A 16,990-nucleotide genomic window follows, 5' to 3' on the forward strand; every position below is an offset into this window, starting at 1 on the left:
CTCATCCCCCTTTGTTGACGTCTACTCCGTGTACCGCTCCTTCGAATAACCCTTGGCGCGTCTGAAGATGATGGCCGCCACAGCCAAAACAATCAATACGATTGAAATCACCTGAGCGATGCGGAGTGCCTCAGTCAGCATTAAGCTGTCAGTCCGCATTCCTTCAATAAAGTATCTTCCGATTGAATACCAGATGATATAGATCAAGAACATCTCGCCTCTGCGCAAATTTGCTTTGCGCAGGAGCAGCAAAACAACGACGCCGACAAAGCTCCATAGTGATTCATATAAGAAAGTAGGGTGATAGTATTGTCCGTTAATATACATCTGATTGATGATAAAGTCAGGCAGGTGCAGGCTTTCTAAAAAGGCTCGGCTGACTGCCTCGCCGTGTGCCTCCTGATTCATGAAGTTTCCCCAGCGGCCGATCGCCTGGCCGAGTAAAATGCTCGGTGCGGCAATGTCCGCAAGCTTCCAGAACGAAAGGTTTTTCACCCTCGAAAACACATAACCTGTTAAAATCGCCCCGATTAATCCGCCATGAATGGCAATGCCACCCTTCCAAATCTTAATGATTTCTCCCGGATGTGCCGCATAATAATCCCATTCAAATGCAACGTAATAAATTCTGGCGCAAATAATCGCAATCGGAATGGCAAACAGGACAAGATCAATAAACGTATCTTTTTGCAGCCCCAGTTTCTCACTTTCTCTCATCGCGATCCAAAGTCCAAGCAAAGCACCGAGACCGATAATAATTCCGTACCAATGGACGGCTAACGGCCCCAGCTGAAAAGCTATCGGATTGAGCGGTTCTATCGCTTCATTCATTTAACGCCAACTCCTATTCGTCTTGTTCACCGTCTTCTATGACGTCCGCCAGCTTAGTCGTAAATTGCTCGGCGGCATTCAGGCCCATCCGCTTCAATCTGAAGTTCATCGCTGCCACTTCGATAATGACTGCGAGATTTCGGCCCGGACGGACGGGAATCGTCAGTTTTGTCACTTCCGTATCAATGATTTTCATCGTTTCTTCCTCTAGTCCGAGACGGTCGTATTGCTTGCCCTGCTCCCAGAGTTCAAGATTCATGACAATCGTGATTCGTTTATTGCTTCTGACTGCGCCGGCACCAAACAGCGTCATCACGTTGATAATGCCTAGCCCCCTGATTTCCAGAAGATGTTCAATTAATTCCGGAGCGTTTCCGACAAGGGTATCCTGGTCCTCCTGTCGGATTTCAACGCAATCATCCGCAACGAGGCGGTGTCCTCTTTTCACAAGCTCCAGCGCGGTCTCACTTTTCCCGACACCGCTTTTCCCTGTGATCAGCACGCCGACGCCGTATATGTCAACAAGAACGCCATGAATCGCCGTGGTAGGCGCGAGACGGCTCTCAAGAAAGTTGGTTAACCGGCTTGACAGCCTTGTTGTTTTCAGCGGCGATCTGAGGACAGGCACACCGTTTTTCTCAGAAGCGTCAATCAGCTCCTGCGGAATGGGCATATCTCTAGAAAGAATAATAGCTGGTGTTACATCCGTGCACAGAGATTCCATTCGCTGCTTTTTATCCTCTTCCGGCAGCTGCTCAAAGAAAGAAAGCTCTGTTTTTCCGAGAAGCTGCACGCGTTCTCTCGGGTAATATGTAAAATATCCGGCAATTTCAATGCCTGGTCTTGATAAATCACTCATGGTAATCGGGCGGTTAACCCCTTCTTCTCCGCTGATTAATTCCAAATTGAACTGTTCCATTACGTCTTTTGTGCGAACTTTTGCCACGATATGTTCCTCCTGTTCCGGGCTGACCCGAGCTTGCTCACAATACTTTCATTTTATCACTTTCGGGCTTGAACCTAAAACAGATTTTATAAAAGACGGGAAAACACCTCAGCTGGTCTAGATCACTAGTCTGAAAAGGAGTAAAATAAATGTATTCATATACCAGAAAGGCGGATCACCTATGGCAGAAAGTCTTCTTATCAAAGACATCGCGATCGTGACAGAAAACAAAGGAATCAAAAAAGGCTATGTCGGAATCACTGACGGAAAGATCAGCACAGTCACTAGTGAACGGCCTAAAGAGACCTATGCAAAAGAGATTCAAGCACCGGCAGATTCCGTTTTGCTTCCCGGGATGATTGACATCCATATTCACGGCGGCTATGGCGCAGATACAATGGATGCAAGCTTTTCTGCCCTCGACACCCTGTCGTCAAGGCTGCCCGAAGAAGGCACGACGAGCTTTTTAGCAACAACCATTACCCAGGAACATGGGCATATTTCTCAAGCTTTGGTGAATGCAAGAGAGTGGAAAGCGGCTGAAGAGGCCTCTTTATTAGGTGCGGAACTGCTCGGCATTCATTTGGAGGGCCCTTTTGTTTCACCTAAAAGAGCCGGAGCGCAGCCAAAGGAATGGATTAGGCCTTCAGATGTTGCACTTTTCAAAAAGTGGCAGCAGGAGGCAGGCGGGCTGATTCACATTGTCACACTTGCACCTGAGGAAGATCGGCATTTTGAACTGATCCGCTATTTGAAAGACGAATCGATTATCGCGTCGATGGGGCACACAGATGCCGACTCCGCATTATTGTCGGAGGCCGCGAAAGCAGGCGCGAGCCATATGACCCACCTCTACAACGCGATGAGCCCCTTTCATCACCGAGAGCCCGGCGTAATCGGAACGGCGCTAGCCCATGATGGGTTTGTGACAGAGCTTATTGCCGACGGCATCCATTCCCATCCTTTAGCGGCAAAGCTTGCTTTTTTGGCAAAAGGCAGCAGCAAGCTCATTTTAATTACTGATTCTATGAGGGCAAAAGGCCTGAAAGATGGTGTGTACGAGTTCGGCGGCCAAAGTGTGACGGTGAGAGGAAAAACAGCTCTTCTTTCAGACGGAACACTTGCCGGTTCAATTCTCAAAATGAACGAAGGCGCACGGCATATGCGTGAGTTTACAAATTGTTCTTGGACGGATATAGCTAATATAACTTCTGCAAACGCGGCCAAACAGCTGGGCATCTTTGACCGTAAAGGCAGTGTGACAGAGGGAAAAGATGCGGATCTTGTCATTGTCAACAGTGATTGCGAGGTGATTCTCACCATTTGCCGCGGAAACATTGCATTTATATCCAAGGAGGCTGACCAGATATGAAAGTAATGGAATGTCAAACATATGAAGAGCTAAGCCAAACCGCAGCAAGAATAGTCGGTGACACGATCAAGAAAAATTCTGGCGCCGTTCTCGGCTTAGCAACAGGCGGCACACCTGAAGGCACGTATCGCGAGCTGATCCGCTTGCACCAAACTGAGAACCTCTCATTTCAAAACGTCACCACGGTTAATTTGGATGAATATGCCGGACTTTCAAGCGATGATCCGAACAGCTATCACTACTATATGAATCATCGTTTTTTTCAGCATATTGACAGCCAGCCAAGCCAGCATTTTATTCCGAATGGACATGCAGACGATCTGGAATCCGAATGCAGACGGTACGAACAATTAGTAAAATCCCTCGGCGGCACTGACATTCAGCTTCTCGGCATCGGCCGAAACGGACATATCGGCTTTAACGAACCGGGAACGCCTTTCGAGTCACGCACACACATTGTGACATTAAATGAACAAACCCGGCAGGCGAATGCCAGATATTTTTCTTCAATAGACAGTGTGCCGACAAAAGCGCTCACAATGGGCATCCAGACGATTCTCTCAAGCAAACGCATCCTGCTGCTTGTTTCCGGCAAAAGCAAGGCAGAAGCTGCGAAAAAGCTGTTAGAAGGAGACATAAGTGAAGATTTCCCCGCATCTGCTTTGCACCTGCATTCCGATGTAACGGTTTTGATTGATCGTGAAGCAGCAGCATTAAGACCTTGAAAGGAACATGCTGATTTATGAATATCGATAAACAATCCCCTATTCCGATTTATTATCAGATTATGGAGCAATTAAAAGCCCAAATAAAGAGTGGAGAGCTTCAGCCGGATATGTCTCTTCCCTCCGAGCGTGAATATGCCGAACAATTCGGAATCAGCCGGATGACGGTTCGCCAAGCGCTTTCTAATTTAGTCAATGAAGGCTTTCTCTACCGCCTAAAAGGCCGAGGCACCTTTGTCAGCAAGCCAAAAATGGAACAAACACTCCAAGGGCTGACAAGCTTTACCGAGGATATGAAAAGCCGCGGGATGAAACCTGGCAGCAGGCTCATTGACTATCGGCTTATTGAATCAACGGAGGAGCTCGCCGCTGTATTAGGCTGCGGGCACCCCTCCTCCATCCATAAAATCACTCGGGTGCGGCTGGCAAATGATATTCCGATGGCGATCGAAGCCTCGCATATTCCGTTTAAGCTTGCGGGTGAGTTAAATGAATCGCATTTTCATTCGTCGATTTACGAGCATATTGAAAGGTACAACAGCATACCGATTTCCCGCGCAAAACAGGAGCTTGAGCCAAGTGCCGCAACGTCGGAAGAAGCAAGCATTCTCGGCATTCAAACGGGAGCGCCTGTCCTGTTAATCAAACGAACAACGTATTTACAGAACGGAATTGCTTTTGAACATGCCAAATCTGTATACAGAGGCGACCGTTATACATTTGTCCACTACATGGATCGGCTTTCATGAAAAAAATCTCCAACCCTTTTTAAGGATTGGAGACATGGCGAAAATCAAACTGGTCTGGCGCGGGATGATACGTCTCTTTTTTCGTCTTGAACTTCCAGATCGGTGATTTCGTTTTGCCGTTAAAACTGTCTTCCACAATGGTGTACCAATAATAAACAGAGTCCGGCTCAAGGTGATCCCAGCGGAACTCAGCGATATCCCCGCTTTTCACCTGCTTCCGTTTTCCAAGCTCTTCATTGGTATACACATTACATTCAAAATAATCGGTTTCCACCTTTTTGATCCTCGGCTTCAAATCAAGCGAAAGGGAAAACTCGTCCTTGCTGCCATAGGTATCCGTATCATAGTAGTTTTTATCATGTAAATACGGAGAGTACGTCGATACATGCACCATATCATTCGCCTGGTCAAATTGCAGCAAACGCAAATATCCTTGTCCGCCTTCAGGCCCGCCCTGATAATCAGCCAGCATTTGATGCACGAGGCGATCCGGTTTTCCATCACCATCATCATCCAACTCATCAGTTTTTTTCATCGCACTATGATAATGTCCGCTTAACACCATCACCACATTCGGATTCGGTTTAACCACTTTCTTGAATATTTCCTCTCCAATCGGGCTTCTGTTTCCGCTGACCAGCAAATACTCATGAAAAGCTAAAACAGCCATCCGGTCAGGGTGCTTCCTCAACACCTGATTCATCCATGCGATGTCTTCATCGGTAATGCCCCACCCCATATACAGCATGATATAATCATTGCCGTTGCTTGAAACCAGGTCGTAATGGCCGCGGTTATTTTTATAAGAACCTCCATAATGCCATTTTTTATCAAAACGATCACTGCCAAAGTATTGGCCAAACGCCCTGTAGGAGCCGTCCTTATGCCCGACATCGTGGTTTCCTGCCAGCACGCCGTATGGAATCCCGTTCTTATCGAGAACGGACATTGACCGATCAGCGTTTTTCCACTGTCTGATATCGGCGGAATCATCTACAATGTCACCCGTGTGAAACACATATTTGACATTGAGCCGCTTTTGATTGTTTTTGATCCATGCGGTTTGTTTATCAAAAATATGCGGATAGCTTTCGGCGTAATACTGTGTATCGGACATCCAGACAAATGTGTACATATCCTTCGCTGGAGGAATTTCATCCTGTACAATCACATTCATCTTCGACTGCCGTACAAAATCGGAGGCGATCACAGACGCCTTCAGCATAAACGGTTTGTCATCCTTGGCAACGAAGCTGTCAATCGGCTGCCACTCGTTTGTCCGATAATTCCAAGCATACATCGTCACCTTTCTTCCCGACAAAGAACTCCCCTTCCAAACCGCTTCCGCCAAGTCATTCTCATCAACTGACGAATCAACCGTCACTTCAAAGCGATGATAAGGGAACAGCTCCTTCTTTTCTGTCGAAACTGTTTTTCCGTCAGCAGCAGATACCCGCTCCAATTCTTGATTCGTAAACGGGGTCTCACTTTTCGGCACAAAACGTTTCGGCGGTTCAGTCACTGACGCGTGCTTGAATATGTTCACATTGTTTCGTGCTGTATATTGAAACCCTCTATAAAAAGCGACATTCATGTCGTCATTCGTCGGGTCCTTCACCCGCACAGAAAGCTTTGCCCCATGCGTGCCGGCTTCGCTGTCTATGACCTCCGGCTGGTCCGGATGCTCACGTTCTGTTTTAAACGTCCGCTCAATGACCGTTTGATTGCCCGCGAGGTCCATCGCTGTCACTTTTAGCGAATGTTTTCCCGGCGATAGTTCAGAAGATGACGTATGGTATGGGAGTGTAATGCTTTCACCATCTAAAAACGCCTCCGCCTCCTCAATTTTGCTCCATTTATCATACATATCAGCCTGCAGAATGAGATTTCCTTTGTACGTTTGTCCTTCGTTGATATTCGGCTCAATGTGCGGCCCTGAATTGTCCACCCGCACAACCAAGCTGACATTTTCCTTCCCGTCGCTTGCTTGAATATGGTGAACGCCTTCAGAAAGCTTTGATGTATCCCACTCCAGCAGCTGTGACGTAAACAGTCCGTCAGGCAGATTGAATTGAAATTGCCAGCTTTTATTCGAGCGCTGATTATCTCCAATAAAGAGTTCCTTCTCGGGAGAAACCCTCTGATCCCTGATCACCGTTCCATCCGATAACACCAATCTGGCGTTTTTGACTAAGAAATCATCACGGTTTTCAGCCGTATCAAACGGCGATACCTTAGAACCTGATCGAATCGTAATATGCTGGAGCTGCTTCCCCTTACGAAGCAGCGTTTCTGGCAACGGAACAGAATAGGTCCGGTATTTATTTGTCGTATCATCAAACACCTTTAACACTTTGCCTTCCATCGTTACCGCATTTTTAAAATAAAGATTCGTTTTTCTTGTATCAAACGCAAAATACACTTCTTTTTCCATAGCGGGCTCTGTCACTTGTTTTTTTCCGTCAATCCACAGCTTGATGCTGTCAGTGCCCCCGTCTGTCGTCACTTTAAGAAATTGGGTTCCCGACAGCGTGTCTCTGTTTTCAATGTTCATCCGCAAACCGTGCGATTTGCTTGTTTGTTTAATATCAATCATTTTGACCGGCGTTTTCGCTTCATTGACCCCGTCCCCTGCCGCAACGTAATACTCGAGCTGATCTTTCCCGATCAGTTCAGGCGAATACACGATATAATGGTAAAGATTGTCGTTGCGGTCTTTTTCAGCAAAAATGCGCTTAAACGGTTTGTTTTCGTCTGTCCGATAGTAAAAGGCCGCGGTTTTCACAAGACTGCGGTCCCGAATGTCTGCCCGCAGCTCAATGCTTTCAGCAGGACGGACAGGCTTGCGGTCAGTCAAATCCTCTATCACCGGCTTTTCTTTATCAAGCTTGATTTTTCGTTTCTGCTCAGGCACCTGCGCCTGTAATACGGTTCCTGGAGACGGATTCTTTTCCCCGGTAGAAATATTGAGAAGTTCTGCGGTTCCGTTCAGCGGATATTTGTACAGCACAGACGAGAGCCGGCGAAACGCATGTTTTCGATAATGCGCAACCGAAATATCTTTTCCTGTATTCGTTGATATCACAACTGCCCGCGGCCTCGTATTGGCCATGCCCTCTGTCTCCTCTATCACCGCCAAATTTTTCCCTTCTGTTAATTGTGTCTCGTAATATCGATTGAAATCTTCCGCCGTCAATTCCGGATGCCCGGCAGGCTTCAGCCAAACCACAAACGTGTCGCCGGGTGGAATCGTGATCCTTTCTTCCGGCCTCCAAATCAGATCGGATTCTGGCCCTTCTTTCGGATAGCGGTAACGGATATGATAGTCTTTAAAATCAATCGTTCTGTCAGTCGTATTATACAACTCAATAAATTCATAACCGTCTGCGCGTCCTATGTTCTCCGTATCAACAGCAAGCTCTGTGATCAGAAGCTCCGGAATATGGGAAAGAGCCGCTTGATATCCTTCCAGCTTCAGTTTTTTCGTCTCCGACTCGGCCCGCTGCTTCCCATTTGAAACCACAATGTAATACTCAAGCTCGCTGTTCCAAATCAATCGTTTCGGAATTTGTGCCATAAACTTTCGGATCGCTCCGGGTGTCGGGTCCATCGGCACCATTTTGTAGCCCAGCTCATTACTTTGTTTATAAAACAGAAAGGCAGAAAATGCTTGATACTCATTGTCACGTACTTGAGCCTCAATCATCAGATTGCTTTTCATTTCAGCTTTTACATCAATGTGAGGAGGATTTTCAAGCAAGGGGATGTAATGAGGCGTTTGGAATGGTTCCTGTTTTGTAATAGGGACAGCTTTCGGTTCATAGTGGCCGCCGTACAAAACTGAAAGAAAAGACAAGAATAAAGAAGCGATAACAGTGTATTTCCTCATCGAAGCACCTCCCTTTTCACGTATTTTGCGTCTGAACAGGGCAGCTTATGAGTTCATTTTTGTACAAAAAGAAGAAAAAAGCGTCTGCCTCTTGAAAATCCCACTATTCCCCAGTAAAATAAGAATAGTTAACCAGTTAACAATTAAATCGGAGAGGCACAATAATGACCAACAGCATTCATGAGGAATTATTTCAAGCGATACAACAATTCGCATTAAAAAGGGATAAACGCGTCTTGCAAAAGGTGCAGATTCCGTCCCGGGATATGTCCTCAGAACATCTCGAACATCTCAAAAAAGACTGGACATTGACCCAACTGCACATTGTTTCCTGCATACATACCAGCCAAAATGTGAATAACAGCTTTCTGGCATCACGCTTACACATCTCAAAAGCAGCGGTTTCAAAAGCGGTGCAAGCTTTGTTGAAACACAAGATCATCACAGTGGCAAAAAAGCCCGGCAATAAAAAAGAAATTTTTTATACGTTAACTGAAAGCGGCAGAGAGCTGGCAGCATTACATGAACAGCTGCACAAAAAAGCTATGGAGAAATACGAGCAGCTCTTCAATGAATTTTCAATTGATGATTTAAAAACAGTGACTGCGTTTTTTAACTTATGGGTAAAACATATGTAAAAAAAGCCTCGCCCGCATGGGAGAGACCTTTGATTTTTATTAACACCTGTCAAACGTAATATGAAGTGAAACGGGTCCGCGTGTATACAGGCCGGATTCAGCATATTGAAAACCTTCTTCTAACCTAATATTCCGCATCTTATCCAGCACAATATTGGCTACAATCTCGATTTCGGTTTTGGCAAAAGCTGCTCCTACACAGTTATGGATGCCGGATCCGAAAGCGAGATGCCGGGCGGCGCCGCTAAAAGCGCTCTTGATGCCGAGATCTTCCCGATGAATGTTAAACACGTCGGGACATTCAAACGCTTCAGGGTCTCGGTTAGCCGCTCCGATCATACAAAACACAATCGTATCTTTTTTGATTTCCATACCGCCGACCACCGTATCTTGGGACAGCTGCCGCGGAATCAGCTGAACCGGCGGTTTATAACGCAGCGTCTCGGCAATAGCTCTTGGCACTAACGTACGGTCAGCCAAAACATCATTCATCTGCTCGGGATTGTTGAGCAAATGATAGATCATCAGCGCCAGCGTCTTATCCGCCGGTTCCGTTGCGGCTAACAGCACATTGAGAATCAGCGCCAGTATATCCTTGTCCGACATCGCCATGCCTTCATATTCAGAGGTACAGAGGATCGAAATTAAATCTGACCCCGGATTGACGCGGCGATCCTCGATGACAGGCATCAAGTATTGTGAAAGCTGTTCGCTGCACCATAAAGAATGCGCCCGAGCTTCAGGATCCTGAGAGATACTCGTAATAAAATCGGCAACTCCGCTGTGCCACTCAGCGATTTTTTCATGATCTCTTTTATCCAGCCCGAGCATGTCCATCGTGACACACACCGCAAACGTTTTCCCAAAATCATTGACGAGATCGATTCTGCCTTTTTCAAGATAAGGAGCTAACAAGTTTTCTGCATTTTGTTTAATCAATGGAGACAGATGGTCCAAAGCGTCCCCGATAAAGCTTCTCACTACAATTCTTCTTTTGGCGGAGTGTTCTTTCCCGTGCATTTGGGCGAGCACAGGGCCGCGCATAACCGGTTCAGCACGCTTAACAAGAGATTTTGTCGTAAAGATATCCGGATGCTGAAGGATATAGCGGACATCGTGATAGCGGCTGATAAAATAGCTGTCTATCGACTCTTCATAATGAACAGGATCTTCCTCCCGCAGCTGTGAAAAATAGGCATATGGATTTTCTTGAAATTGGTCAGAAAGCACACTAAACAATTTAATCGATTGACTCATCTTTACTCCCCCTATCATCCTTCAGATGTGATCGGTGATTCAGAAAGCATCTGCTCCATTTCCTGCACAATGAGATATCCTTGATTCGGCCGCATACGAATAGAAAATGCATGATCACTGATCTTCTCACCCAGTTTCCACGGACGATGATAAGCAAGGAGCGTCTCTTCCACCTCTAAAATATCCGGAGCCCCGATAAAAAACGGCAGCTCAGCTATGACATATTCAACAGCCAGATTCAGCATATCCTCACTGACTTCTTCCATCATCAAACTAATGCCGCGCGCGCGTCCAACCATCGCTTCACGAGACATATCCAAACAAGCCTGGCGAAAATGAGGCTGTTCAAAAAACGCATGTTCAACTTCTTGTCTCATCAGCTGATAGGCTTTGTTTTCCGTAAAATCAGAAAATGTATGGATCGCCTCCGGGTCTCCGCCATGAGCCGCAAGAGCCCTTTCAGCAAATCTTCGGTTTCGCGATACCTCTTTTCTGACTTTTCGTTCCGCCTTGCCTCTGGGAGTTCCGAGGGCTTCAAGAAGATTAGCCGCCTCATGCCCTGCAAGCAAAACAGAAACACTCTTAAATTCAGCGGTTGCCCATCCAATCAATCTGTAAATATAGTCCTCAGAAAACCTGCTGTTAAACGGGCTGATCCCCAACAAAACATGCCGGCGCCGTTCAAATATTTCTCTGCAATTTTGTGTCAGAGACTCAGCAGTAAAATGCACAGGCTTTTTTTCCTTCACCATTTCGGTCATCTCATTCACCCCTAAAAACTTATCCCGCTTTAAGTCAGCACCCTCAAAGATGAGATAGAACAACTGGCACAACTGAACAAGACGAATGGCAGGCAGCACTTAAAGTTTCCAAGTGAATTATAGTAAGATTCCAACTTCTTTTTCATTATTACAATGCACATCATAATTAATGTTTACTAGTAAACATTAGTCATTTTATCCCTTATTCTTCCTTTCGTCAATACGATCAGCACCCAAACACTTGAAAATAAATGTTAATGTCACATTTTTCACACACTTTTTACACTGATGCTCCACATGACTAACAGCAAATAAAGTTTAAACACCAGCAATTGACAACGAAAACAAGAAAAGATAAAATTAAATCGTTCACCAGTAAACAATATTGTTTATTGTTTTATTGTAAACGATTATTTCTCAGAAAGAGGGTAGCCTATGTCTGATTTGACAAAGCAGATGATATACGACATATACGTGAGACTTCTGCACCTTAATGAACAAAAAGCGAACACTTCGCTTCAGCAGTTTTTCAAGGTGGCCGCAGAAAAGGATGTGATGGATGTTCCTAAAAACATGACAAGCATTCATGTTATTGACTGTATCGGCCAGCATGAACCCATTAACAATGCGGGAATCGCCAGAAAAATGAACTTATCGAAGGCGAATGTCACGAAAATCAGCACAAAACTGATTAAGGAAGAATTCATTAACAGCTATCAGCTGACAGATAACAAGAAAGAAGTGTATTTCAAATTAACCCGCAAAGGCAGACGGATTTTCGACTTGCATGAGAAATTGCATAAAAAAAAGGAGCTGGCGTTTTACCAATTCCTCGACTCATTCTCACAAGATGAGCAAAATGCTGTACTGAAATTTTTAGAGCAGCTGACGTCTTCACTTGAAGCAGAACAAACCAACGAGACTCCGGACAAATAACACAAAAGGCGGTGTACACAATGGCTCAAACGAAATCAAAGGCGGTATTGATCTTATATATTGTTTGCTTCAGCGCTTTTTTTGCGTCTTTAAGCCAAAACATTTATTCACCTATCATCCCGATTATTAAAGAATCGTTCCATGTTTCCGCAGCAATGGTCAATCTGTCAGTCTCAGTCTTTATGATTGTGACAGCGATTATGCAAATTATTTTAGGGACCATCATCGATTTTAAAGGCGCACGGTTTGTTTTGATCGCTGGAATTCTGGCAACGGCAGCTGCCAGCGTCGGCTGCGCGGTGACCACCGATTTTACTTTGTTTCTGATATTCAGAATGATACAGGCGGCCGGGTCCGCAGCACTGCCTCTTATTGCTGCCACAACGATCGGAAAGCTGTTTACAGGCAGTGAACGCGGAAGTGCCATGGGAACGTATCAAATGCTCCTTTCCGCCGCCCCGGCTATCGCACCTGTCCTCGGGGGATTGATTGGCGGAGCAGCCGGGTACGAAGGGATCTTTTGGATGCTTACGGCCATCTCTGTCATTATGCTGGCGGCAAACGCCATGATCTTTCCCAAGGACGCTCCCGCTGAATCTAAGCAGAAAGCTAAGGGCAATGTTTTTGCGCATTACAAATCAATATTTACAAATCGAACAGGAAACGTCATTTTAACCTTAAGCTTTGTCCTCTTTTTCATTTATTTTGCGGTAATCGTCTACCTCCCGATATTGCTGACGGAGCATTATCATATTGATGTGAGCATAGCAGGGCTGTTGTATTTGCCGCTGGCCCTTAGTACAATCGCAGGTACGTTTCTGTTTAAACGGATACAGGCAAAAGTCGCGCTGAACACTTTGTTTATCGGCAGCAATGTGATGGCGGCCTGCAGCATCATTTTATTCGCCGTTACACATTCCGTTTCTCTTATTCTCATGGCTCTCACACTGGCATTGTTTGGCATCTCAATGGGGATCATTCCTCCCTTGTACTCCACAATGATCACCAACGAATTTGAACACAACAGGGGGAGTGCAATCGGAATGTTTAACTTTATCAGATACACAGGCATGGCGGCAGGCCCGATGATATCTGCCTATCTGCTCACCATGATGCCGTCTGTCATGTCGTTTGGCCTCTTAGGCCTTATATTTGCCGCATTGAGCTTTTGCCTTCTGCCGCAATTGTATCCTCCGCAAAAGCGCATGAAACAAAAAAAGCACCACATGTAAAAAAGCTGCCCTTTGATGGCAGCTTTTTATCTCTTTTGCAGAGGTTCTAAAATTCCTTTTTGGATCAGCAAATGGAACACCGATAGAATAACAGATGCCCAAATCGCTGTGCCGAAGCCGCCAATTTGAAAACTGTCTCCCATAATGGACGCGGTCATCATAAGCGTAATGGCGTTAATCACAAACAAGAAGAGACCGAACGTCACCATGGTGACTGGCAGTGTGAAGATAATCAACAGCGGTTTGATCAGCACGTTTAAGATCGATAAAATGAGGCTGGCGATAATCGCTGCCCCGAAGCTGCTGATATGGATGGAGTCAATGTATCCATCAATGACGATTAATAACAATGCATTGACTAAAATGCTGACTGCCCATTTTACCATGTCATTTCATATCCCTTTCTGACGGGACGATAAAAATCCAAATGATATAAATCAGCAAAACAGGGAAAACACTTGTCATAACAGCTAAGATGACAGTTATGACCCTGAGGAGTGATGCGTCCCAATTGAAATATTCCGCGAGACCGCCAATGACACCGGCCATTTTTTTGTTTTTTTCTGAACGGTAAAGCCTATTCATTCGATCACCTCTGTGAGTACTTTAGTTTGATAGCGCCTGTTAATGATTCTGAAAAGACGGTGATGTTTTGATCATGTGCCTGATTTGAAGTGAACATCAATTCTTTTTGAATGGTATCATTTTTTTCTTTCAGCATCTCGACATCCATTAATTCATGGGACAGCGAACCAAGGTTGCTTTTCAGCTCTGCCTTTACGGCAAGGTCTTCCGGAATCGCAAGTTCCACATTTCCAGTCGTTGTTTTTGCATAAATGGAGCGGCAGTCTGATTCAGTTACGTTCATCGCAATATTTCCGTTAAAGCTCTGAACGTCAATGGATTCGCTTCTCCCGCGGAGATCAATCAATCCGTTAATGGTTTCCGCTTCTATCGAGCCGCAGTTGTGGCTGGCAAGCTTAATTTGCCCGTTGGCCGTTTCTGCTGTGGCTTTTTCAGCTGTTAAGTGCGTGAACGACAGCACGCCGTTTGTCGTTTTCGCCGAGAACTCTTTTACATGTAAATGTTCCCCTCTGACTGGACCATTAAACAGCTTCACCCGAATCTTATCATACTCCTTCTGCGGAATATATAAAGCCACATTCGTTTTCATCGTTTTCTTCTCAGTGCGGATAAAAAACTTATTTCCTTTCATTTCACATTCAATATGCTGAAGAAATGCATGTCTCGCCGCATCCTGGCTGTCAGCGCGATATACCTTCGCCTGGCATTCCGCCCTGATCTCCTCATCTTCCCAAGGGACGATATTTACGCTGCCGTTGGCGATTTGCAGGTCAATGCTGGAAAGGTCAGTATCTTTAAATTGAAAAATGTGTTGAACATCATACGCATGGCCAAAGTTCAAATCAAGGTCAACTTCCTTGACCTTTTTCACCGCAGAATCAATCCAGTCAAACAGCTTAGCTCCTAAAGACGGTTTGCCGCTTTCTTTTTTTGTTGCTGTAAACGGCTCTTCCTCGTCATGTACATGAACTGAAAGCGCTGTGATTTTTTCTTCTTTTTCCTTGTAGTCACTTTCAAGCTTTTCAATCAATGTCAATGCCTCTTGTGCTGTAAGTTTTCCTTCTTCCACAAGCTTAAGGATGCGTTCCTTTTCTTGCTTCATTACGATCTCCTCCCCATTGTCTACTTATGCTGCGCGCAGCACCTTAATACCCTGAATCACATTCCAAACCATAATGCCAATGACAACTAAGAAGTAAATAACCGCTCCCCCAATCATCACAAATACAGGCAGCAGGCTGTCTCCATCAATTGCAATGGATCCGCCCAGAAAAGCGATAAAAAGGACCAGCCAGCCGGCAAAAGGAACAATATGAGAAATAAGAGAACGTATCGCGTGGCGTTTTGTTTCTTTCTCATCTACAACAAAGTAAGCGACAATCGGCACAATGATCGGCGCAATGAACACACTAAAATAACAAAGTGATGCGATAATGGCTTGATTACGGTTCAATTCATTTCACACTCCCATAACAGTGAATTGCCCATGACAAAAGGTCAGGGACGTTTTACTTATTCATACGTTTAAAACCTCATAAGGTTTCATATTCATGCTAAAGACATGCTTCGATTTACGGAATTTGGATTTTAAAAAGTTTTAGAAGTAGAATCTTCCGGCTGTACCGATTACAATATGTAAAAAGCTTACGGCAATCAAGGAGGCTGGACAAGCAATGGAGAAAGATCCCGGTGACTATACAGTAACACAAGAATCATTGTTAAAGCTGATTCATGAACAAAAACGAATGAATCGTGAAATGATCGCTGAGCTTGAACAGATTCACGGACCTCTTCCGATCTCTCACGATATTCAATATATAAAAGTGCTGCTCGACAGCAGCACTACACACATTGTCCAAAATTTAATAAATGTAAGCAGGCAGCTGTATAAGAAGACGGAGACATTGTAATGGCAGAAAAAGCTGCAAATCATTATAACCGAAACAAATGCTAAAGGTTAGATGACAATATCTTGCCTTTTTTGTTTTGAAGGTAACAAGTGATTCTCTGGGCGCCACACCATCATTGTAACAAAAAAAGCCTGCCGGCATATCCAACGAATGGACTGTCGGCAAGCTGTGACGGCCAGAAAAAACGATAGCCGTTTAGAAATTAACGTAATAATTGAAGTACGTTTTGCGGCTGTTGGTTCGCTTGGGCAAGCATTGCTTGAGAAGCTTGAGAAAGAATGTTGTTCTTTGTGAACTCGCTCATTTCTTTCGCCATGTCAACGTCACGGATACGAGACTCAGCAGCTGTCAGGTTTTCACCAGAAGCGCCTAAGTTGTTGATTGTGTGCTCTAGACGGTTTTGTACCGCACCTAATTCAGAACGTTGTTTTGAAACTGTGTTGATTGCTCCATCAACGATAGCCAATTGGTCATTAAAACCGCCATCTTCACCAGCTTTAATAGTCTCAAAATTTTTCACATTAATATCTTGCACAGATTTCCCAGTAACAAGAGCACCACTTGTTTCATCAACTTTTCCGATAGCCTTAGCACTCATATCTTCAATGTGTACAGATAGCTGCTGACCGCCATTTGCACCAATTTGGAATGTGAGCTCTTTTCCATCAGTAGAATTGAAATCTCCATTAAGAAGTTTCTTACCGTTAAACTCGGTACGGTCAGAGATACCGTTAGCGTTAGTTCCGCCACCAAGTTCCTCAACTAAGGAATCAATTTCGTCTTGAATAGCGCCAAGATCTGTAGTATCTTGAGTACCTGTGTTTCCTGCTTGAACAACTAGTTCACGAACACGCTGAAGGATTGAGTGAGTTTCGGTCAATGCACCCTCAGCTGTTTGGATAAGAGAGATCCCGTCTTGAGAGTTTTTAGAAGCCATTTCTAGACCTCTGATTTGTCCTCTCATTTTTTCAGAAATCGCAAGACCTGCTGCGTCATCACCCGCACGGTTGATCCGTAGGCCTGAAGAAAGCTTCTCCATGTTTTTAGAACTTGCATTGTTGTTTGAAGACAAACGGTTCAGTGTGTTAAGCGCTGCGATATTGTGGTTAATTCTCATGTAAAATACCTCCATGTGTATATGTTTTTGAAATCAAAGACT

17 protein-coding genes are annotated in these 16,990 nt (G+C 45.0%); 7 read left to right on the forward strand and 10 right to left on the reverse strand.

The genetic code is table 11. From position 1 onward, the window contains the following. Positions 1-21: 21 nt before the first annotated feature. Together lgt and hprK are read right to left on the reverse strand one after the other, a co-directional pair. Positions 22-831 carry a prolipoprotein diacylglyceryl transferase gene (lgt, locus tag M1D98_RS16805; protein ID WP_010328730.1) on the reverse strand — a complete coding sequence of 270 codons (810 nt, stop codon included), beginning with the start codon at positions 829-831 and terminating at the stop codon, positions 22-24. A gap of 13 nt (positions 832-844) precedes the next feature. Continuing rightward, complete coding sequence (hprK, locus tag M1D98_RS16810) at positions 845-1,777, reverse strand: HPr(Ser) kinase/phosphatase (protein ID WP_010328731.1); 933 nt, start codon at positions 1,775-1,777, stop codon at positions 845-847. A 181-nt stretch (positions 1,778-1,958) separates the two neighbouring features. On the opposite strand from hprK, the gene nagA reads away from it, so the two are divergent. From nagA to M1D98_RS16825, 3 genes are read left to right on the forward strand one after another with little or no spacing between them, the layout of a single operon-like run. Next, positions 1,959-3,149 carry an N-acetylglucosamine-6-phosphate deacetylase gene (gene nagA / locus M1D98_RS16815; RefSeq protein WP_456279761.1) on the forward strand — a complete coding sequence of 397 codons (1,191 nt, stop codon included), beginning with the start codon at positions 1,959-1,961 and terminating at the stop codon, positions 3,147-3,149. After that, the gene (nagB, locus tag M1D98_RS16820; protein WP_456279762.1) at positions 3,146-3,874 is read left to right on the forward strand and encodes a glucosamine-6-phosphate deaminase; all 729 of its coding nucleotides are present in this window, start codon (positions 3,146-3,148) and stop codon (positions 3,872-3,874) included. Before nagA ends, nagB begins: the two co-directional genes overlap by 4 nt. A 17-nt stretch (positions 3,875-3,891) precedes the next feature. Continuing rightward, positions 3,892-4,623: a GntR family transcriptional regulator gene (locus tag M1D98_RS16825; protein ID WP_010328734.1), complete on the forward strand. Its 732-nt coding sequence runs from the start codon at positions 3,892-3,894 to the stop codon at positions 4,621-4,623. A 19-nt stretch (positions 4,624-4,642) separates the two neighbouring features. On the opposite strand, the gene M1D98_RS16830 is transcribed toward M1D98_RS16825, so the two are convergent. Then, positions 4,643-8,512 carry a metallophosphoesterase gene (locus M1D98_RS16830; protein WP_456279763.1) on the reverse strand — a complete coding sequence of 1,290 codons (3,870 nt, stop codon included), beginning with the start codon at positions 8,510-8,512 and terminating at the stop codon, positions 4,643-4,645. Between the two features lie 164 nt (positions 8,513-8,676). Here M1D98_RS16830 and M1D98_RS16835 point away from each other — a divergent pair, with 164 nt between their 5' ends. After that, positions 8,677-9,150, forward strand: coding sequence for a MarR family transcriptional regulator (locus M1D98_RS16835; protein WP_456279764.1), 474 nt, complete (start codon positions 8,677-8,679; stop codon positions 9,148-9,150). A 39-nt stretch (positions 9,151-9,189) separates the two neighbouring features. On the opposite strand, the gene cypX is transcribed toward M1D98_RS16835, so the two are convergent. Both cypX and pchC read right to left on the reverse strand, forming a co-directional pair. Then, positions 9,190-10,407 carry a pulcherriminic acid synthase gene (gene cypX, locus M1D98_RS16840; RefSeq protein ID WP_010328737.1) on the reverse strand — a complete coding sequence of 406 codons (1,218 nt, stop codon included), beginning with the start codon at positions 10,405-10,407 and terminating at the stop codon, positions 9,190-9,192. A 14-nt stretch (positions 10,408-10,421) separates the two neighbouring features. Further along, entirely contained in the window at positions 10,422-11,168 is a 747-nt protein-coding gene (gene pchC / locus M1D98_RS16845) for a cyclo(L-leucyl-L-leucyl) synthase (RefSeq protein WP_456279765.1), read from the reverse strand. 435 nt (positions 11,169-11,603) lie between these two features. Here pchC and M1D98_RS16850 point away from each other — a divergent pair, with 435 nt between their 5' ends. Then, positions 11,604-12,104: a MarR family transcriptional regulator gene (locus M1D98_RS16850; RefSeq protein WP_010328739.1), complete on the forward strand. Its 501-nt coding sequence runs from the start codon at positions 11,604-11,606 to the stop codon at positions 12,102-12,104. Positions 12,105-12,124: 20 nt separating this feature from the next. Beyond that, positions 12,125-13,336 (forward strand): MFS transporter, encoded by a 1,212-nt coding sequence (locus M1D98_RS16855; protein WP_010328740.1) that lies wholly within the window; start codon positions 12,125-12,127, stop codon positions 13,334-13,336. A gap of 26 nt (positions 13,337-13,362) precedes the next feature. Here M1D98_RS16855 and M1D98_RS16860 read toward each other — a convergent pair whose 3' ends face one another. From M1D98_RS16860 to M1D98_RS16875, 4 genes are read right to left on the reverse strand one after another with little or no spacing between them, the layout of a single operon-like run. After that, the gene (locus M1D98_RS16860) at positions 13,363-13,722 is read right to left on the reverse strand and encodes a phage holin family protein (RefSeq protein ID WP_010328741.1); all 360 of its coding nucleotides are present in this window, start codon (positions 13,720-13,722) and stop codon (positions 13,363-13,365) included. 1 nt (position 13,723) lies between these two features. After that, entirely contained in the window at positions 13,724-13,921 is a 198-nt protein-coding gene (locus tag M1D98_RS16865) for a PspC domain-containing protein (RefSeq protein WP_003219770.1), read from the reverse strand. A gap of 4 nt (positions 13,922-13,925) precedes the next feature. After that, entirely contained in the window at positions 13,926-15,023 is a 1,098-nt protein-coding gene (locus tag M1D98_RS16870) for a DUF4097 family beta strand repeat-containing protein (protein WP_456279766.1), read from the reverse strand. A gap of 24 nt (positions 15,024-15,047) precedes the next feature. After that, positions 15,048-15,374 carry a hypothetical protein gene (locus M1D98_RS16875; protein WP_456279767.1) on the reverse strand — a complete coding sequence of 109 codons (327 nt, stop codon included), beginning with the start codon at positions 15,372-15,374 and terminating at the stop codon, positions 15,048-15,050. 220 nt (positions 15,375-15,594) lie between these two features. On the opposite strand from M1D98_RS16875, the gene M1D98_RS16880 reads away from it, so the two are divergent. After that, positions 15,595-15,831 (forward strand): hypothetical protein, encoded by a 237-nt coding sequence (locus M1D98_RS16880; protein ID WP_456279768.1) that lies wholly within the window; start codon positions 15,595-15,597, stop codon positions 15,829-15,831. 202 nt (positions 15,832-16,033) lie between these two features. Here the strand turns inward: M1D98_RS16880 and hag are convergent, their stop codons facing one another. Further along, positions 16,034-16,948 carry a flagellin Hag gene (hag, locus tag M1D98_RS16885; RefSeq protein WP_010328745.1) on the reverse strand — a complete coding sequence of 305 codons (915 nt, stop codon included), beginning with the start codon at positions 16,946-16,948 and terminating at the stop codon, positions 16,034-16,036. Positions 16,949-16,990: the final 42 nt, after the last annotated feature.

It is taken from the genome of Bacillus sp. K7 (genome assembly GCF_053903245.1).

Excerpts from the sequence above, each read along its gene's own strand:
- pchC (WP_456279765.1), bottom strand. The coding sequence starts at position 11,168 with ATGACCGAAATGGTGAAGGAAAAAAAGCCTGTGCATTTTACTGCTGAG.
- nagB (WP_456279762.1), top strand. The coding sequence starts at position 3,146 with ATGAAAGTAATGGAATGTCAAACATATGAAGAGCTAAGCCAAACCGCA.
- cypX (WP_010328737.1), bottom strand. The coding sequence starts at position 10,407 with ATGAGTCAATCGATTAAATTGTTTAGTGTGCTTTCTGACCAATTTCAA.
- M1D98_RS16850 (WP_010328739.1), top strand. The coding sequence starts at position 11,604 with ATGTCTGATTTGACAAAGCAGATGATATACGACATATACGTGAGACTT.
- M1D98_RS16835 (WP_456279764.1), top strand. The coding sequence starts at position 8,677 with ATGACCAACAGCATTCATGAGGAATTATTTCAAGCGATACAACAATTC.
- M1D98_RS16825 (WP_010328734.1), top strand. The coding sequence starts at position 3,892 with ATGAATATCGATAAACAATCCCCTATTCCGATTTATTATCAGATTATG.
- M1D98_RS16865 (WP_003219770.1), bottom strand. The coding sequence starts at position 13,921 with ATGAATAGGCTTTACCGTTCAGAAAAAAACAAAAAAATGGCCGGTGTC.
- lgt (WP_010328730.1), bottom strand. The coding sequence starts at position 831 with ATGAATGAAGCGATAGAACCGCTCAATCCGATAGCTTTTCAGCTGGGG.
- hag (WP_010328745.1), bottom strand. The coding sequence starts at position 16,948 with ATGAGAATTAACCACAATATCGCAGCGCTTAACACACTGAACCGTTTG.
- M1D98_RS16870 (WP_456279766.1), bottom strand. The coding sequence starts at position 15,023 with ATGAAGCAAGAAAAGGAACGCATCCTTAAGCTTGTGGAAGAAGGAAAA.
- M1D98_RS16860 (WP_010328741.1), bottom strand. The coding sequence starts at position 13,722 with ATGGTAAAATGGGCAGTCAGCATTTTAGTCAATGCATTGTTATTAATC.
- M1D98_RS16855 (WP_010328740.1), top strand. The coding sequence starts at position 12,125 with ATGGCTCAAACGAAATCAAAGGCGGTATTGATCTTATATATTGTTTGC.
- M1D98_RS16880 (WP_456279768.1), top strand. The coding sequence starts at position 15,595 with ATGGAGAAAGATCCCGGTGACTATACAGTAACACAAGAATCATTGTTA.
- nagA (WP_456279761.1), top strand. The coding sequence starts at position 1,959 with ATGGCAGAAAGTCTTCTTATCAAAGACATCGCGATCGTGACAGAAAAC.
- M1D98_RS16830 (WP_456279763.1), bottom strand. The coding sequence starts at position 8,512 with ATGAGGAAATACACTGTTATCGCTTCTTTATTCTTGTCTTTTCTTTCA.